Source organism: Streptomyces hirsutus (assembly GCF_001418415.1).
GTDB classification, from domain to species: domain Bacteria; phylum Actinomycetota; class Actinomycetes; order Streptomycetales; family Streptomycetaceae; genus Streptomyces; species Streptomyces hirsutus.
In genome coordinates this window covers 1-3,268 of the sequence record NZ_LIQT01000465.1, presented here as the reverse complement: position 1 = coordinate 3,268, position 3,268 = coordinate 1, and the positions used below count along the sequence as shown (strand labels likewise).

General features: G+C 71.6%; 5 protein-coding genes. 3 read left to right on the top strand and 2 right to left on the bottom strand.

All coding sequences use genetic code 11. The annotated features are described in order from the left end of the window. Window positions 1-216 precede the first annotated feature (216 nt). Both AOK11_RS30920 and AOK11_RS30915 read right to left on the bottom strand, forming a co-directional pair. On the bottom strand, window positions 217-588 hold the full coding sequence (locus AOK11_RS30920) for a TraR/DksA family transcriptional regulator (protein WP_107098724.1): 372 nt from the start codon (window positions 586-588) through the stop codon (window positions 217-219). A gap of 60 nt (window positions 589-648) precedes the next feature. After that, window positions 649-975 (bottom strand): TraR/DksA family transcriptional regulator, encoded by a 327-nt coding sequence (locus AOK11_RS30915; protein ID WP_055597001.1) that lies wholly within the window; start codon window positions 973-975, stop codon window positions 649-651. A 283-nt stretch (window positions 976-1,258) separates the two neighbouring features. On the opposite strand from AOK11_RS30915, the gene AOK11_RS30910 reads away from it, so the two are divergent. The 3 genes from AOK11_RS30910 to AOK11_RS30900 all read left to right on the top strand — a co-directional run. After that, the gene (locus AOK11_RS30910) at window positions 1,259-2,212 is read left to right on the top strand and encodes a HAMP domain-containing sensor histidine kinase (RefSeq protein ID WP_055597003.1); all 954 of its coding nucleotides are present in this window, start codon (window positions 1,259-1,261) and stop codon (window positions 2,210-2,212) included. Beyond that, window positions 2,209-2,874 (top strand): response regulator, encoded by a 666-nt coding sequence (locus tag AOK11_RS30905; protein WP_055597000.1) that lies wholly within the window; start codon window positions 2,209-2,211, stop codon window positions 2,872-2,874. Before AOK11_RS30910 ends, AOK11_RS30905 begins: the two co-directional genes overlap by 4 nt. Then, window positions 2,871-3,268 (top strand): hypothetical protein (locus AOK11_RS30900; protein ID WP_055596999.1); only part of this gene is annotated, 398 nt, incomplete at its 3' end. The genes AOK11_RS30905 and AOK11_RS30900, both read left to right, overlap by 4 nt.

The window sequence follows — 3,268 nt, the reverse complement described above, 5'->3', positions numbered from 1 at the left end:
TGAGGTGCGCACCGGGGTGCCCCACCGGGAGCGGTCCGGTGGGGTGGGTGTCCGCGGCGGGGGGCGGCCACCGCCTGCGCGCCCGGGACGGTGGGTGCAGCGCGCGGACGGAGGATTCCTGGGGCCGGGCGGGTCACCCGCGTACGTGCCCCGCACGGGGGTGGTCGGCTCGCACGTGCCGCGTACGCACGTGCGGTGGCCGGTGGGGCGCCGTGGTCATCGCGCGGCCTCCCGCACCTGCTGGCAGCGGGCGCAGTAGCGGGCCTGCGGGACGATCAGCAGCCGGTCGCGCTCGACGCGGCCGCGGCACAGGTGGCAGACGCCGTAGCCCCCGGTGTCCATGCGGACGAGCGCCGCCTCCACGTCGGCGAGCACCATCCGGGCGGACGCGGCGAGCCTGACCTGGACCTCGAGCTGGCCGGCGACCGGCGGTCCGTCCGGGTCTCCCGGGTGCGGCCCCTCATCGACGGCGAACTGGCGCAGCTGGTCCCGGCGGAACAGCTGTTGTTCGCGCAGGTTCGCACGCAGCAGGGCGAGGTCCTCGGATGTGAGGACCTCGTCGTGCTCGTCGATCGTCTGGTGGGTCACCACTGCACCCCCCTTGGGCGGAGCGGGAGAGGAACACGGACGGGGCGGGAACGGGTGCGGTCAGGCCGCGCGGCTCTGGCACGAGACGCAGTACCGGGTGTGCGGGAGGATCTCCAGCCGCTCCGCCGGAACGGGCTTGGCGCAGCCCATGCAGGTGCCGTAGCTGCCGTCCTCGACGCGGGCGAAGGCCTCTTCGATCTCCTTGAGGACACGCTTGATGGAGTCACGCTGGTTGGCCAGCAGATGGTCGTCGGCACTCTGTCCTGTGTCGTCGAGGGCCTTGAGTTGTGCCACCCGTGTGGTGCGCGCGTGTTCGAGGCGCTGCCGGATCTGGTCCACGGCGGGGTGGTCGGTGCGTGATTCGGTGAGGGGCAGGTCGAGCGACACGGGAAGTCTCCTCCGGTTACAGATGGGCGATCCATCACCATCGTCGCTTTCCCGCCCGGAACCCATTGGGCGCGATACCCATCTCTGCCGGGTCCGAGGACCCACCCCGGGCGACATGGGTCCGTCGGGTGGGCTGAAATGGGTCGTGGAGCCCATCGACCGGGTGCCGTCGGCTCGTGCACTGTGTCGGTTTCGCTGTTCGCCGGGATCAGGGGCCGCTGCCGCATCGGGTGTCGCGGTGCCCGACAGTAGAGGCAGACGAAAGAGGAAAGGCGTGACCTCCGTGTCCCTGTACTGGCGGATCTTCGGACTCAACGCGGTGGTGCTGGGCGCGGCCACCTCGTTGCTGCTGTGGGCTCCGGTGACCGTGTCTGTACCGGTGCTGCTGACCGAGGCGGTGATCCTCGTGGGCGGCATGAGTGTGATGCTCGTCGCCAACGCGGCCCTGCTGCGGATCGGGCTCGCCCCACTGGGCCGGGTGACCCGGCTGATGACCACCGTCGACCTGCTGCGGCCCGGTCACCGGCTTCCGGTGCACGGCGGCGGGGAGGTCGCCGAGCTGGTCAGCACGTTCAACGCCATGCTGGAACGGCTGGAGAAGGAGCGCGCCGCGAGCAGCGCCCGCGCCCTGCTCGCCCAAGAGGCGGAGCGGCGCCGGATCGCCGTCGAACTCCACGACGAGGTCGGGCAGAGCATGACCGCCATCCTGCTGGCCCTGAAGCAGGTCGCCGACGAGGCGCCCGCTCCGCTGCGCGGCGAGATCCAACAGGTGCAGGAGATCACCCGGGCAAGTCTCGACGAGGTCCGCCGGCTGGTGCGGCGGCTGCGTCCCGGTGTACTGGACGATCTCGGTCTGGTCAGTGCGGTCACCTCCCTCGCCACCGAGTTCTCCACGCACACCGGGCTGCGGGTGCAGCGTCGTTTCGGCGCCGATCTGCCCACCCTGGACAACGGTACGGAGTTGGTGATCTACCGTGTGGCGCAGGAGAGTCTGACCAATGTCGCCCGGCATGCCGAGGCGCGTTCCGCGATGGTGAGCCTGTACCGGGACGACGATCGTGTCGTTCTCGAGGTGACCGACGACGGCCGTGGCATCGGCGCCGCCCACGAGGGAGCCGGCTTGCGCGGTATGCGTGAACGGGCCCTGCTCATCGGGGCCACACTGGACATCACTCCCGTCGGCCGGACCGGTACCCGGATCCGGCTGGCCGTGCCCGCCGTCAGGAAGCAGTCATGAACCATCAGGCCTCACCGACCCCGATCCGGATCCTGCTCGCCGACGACCACGCCCTGGTGCGCCGCGGCGTCCGGCTGATCCTCGACCGGGAGCCGGACCTCGAGGTCGTGGCCGAGGCCGGTGACGGTGCGGAGGCGATCTCCATGGCCCGCGCCCAGGAGATCGACCTGGCGGTGCTGGACATCGCCATGCCCCGGATGACCGGTCTGCAGGCCGCCCGTGAGCTGTCCGCCCTGAAGCCGGGCCTGCGCATCCTGATGCTGACGATGCACGACAACGAGCAGTACTTGTTCCAGGCGCTCAAGGCCGGGGCCGGCGGGTACGTGCTGAAGTCGGTCGCCGACCGCGATCTGGTCGCCGCCTGCCGGGCCGCGATGCGGGACGAGCCGTTCCTGTACCCGGGGGCGGTCACCGCCCTGATCCGCAACTACCTCGACCGGGTCCAGCACGGCGAGGAGGCCCCCCAGCTGCTGACCCCGCGCGAGGAGGAGGTGCTCAAGCTGGTCGCCGAAGGGCACTCGTCGAAGGAGATCGCCGAGATGCTCTTCATCAGCATCAAGACGGTGCAGCGGCACCGCGAGAACCTGCTGAGCAAGCTGGGGCTGCGGGACCGTCTGGATCTGACCCGTTACGCCATCCGGGCGGGGCTCGTCGAGCCTTGAACACCGCCCTGCCGGGACGTGGCTCCCGCACCGCCCGCCCTCCGCTCCGCGCCGTCGCGGTTCTGGCCGCCCTGGCGGCCGTGATCCTGACCCTGGGGTTCGGCCTCGTCGACGACCCGCGGGCCGTCCGCGCGGCGCAGCCGCCCGCCCATGACGCTCCCGCGGCGCCCGGTGCCCCGGCGTCCGACGGGCCGGATCCGTCTGTTCCGGCTCCCTCGCCCGCGCCCGGGACCCACTCGTCCGACATCCGTCCGCACACCGACGACGGCTGCACCGCCCGTATCGCCCCCCTGAGGCCGCAGCGCGGCGATGCCGGGGAGCGCACGGTACCGGCGGGCCATCTGCTCTTCACTCCCGCGCACACCCCTCGCATGCCTCCGCAGCCGGCCCGGCC

Excerpts from the sequence above, each read along its gene's own strand:
- AOK11_RS30905 (WP_055597000.1), top strand. The coding sequence starts at position 2,209 with ATGAACCATCAGGCCTCACCGACCCCGATCCGGATCCTGCTCGCCGAC.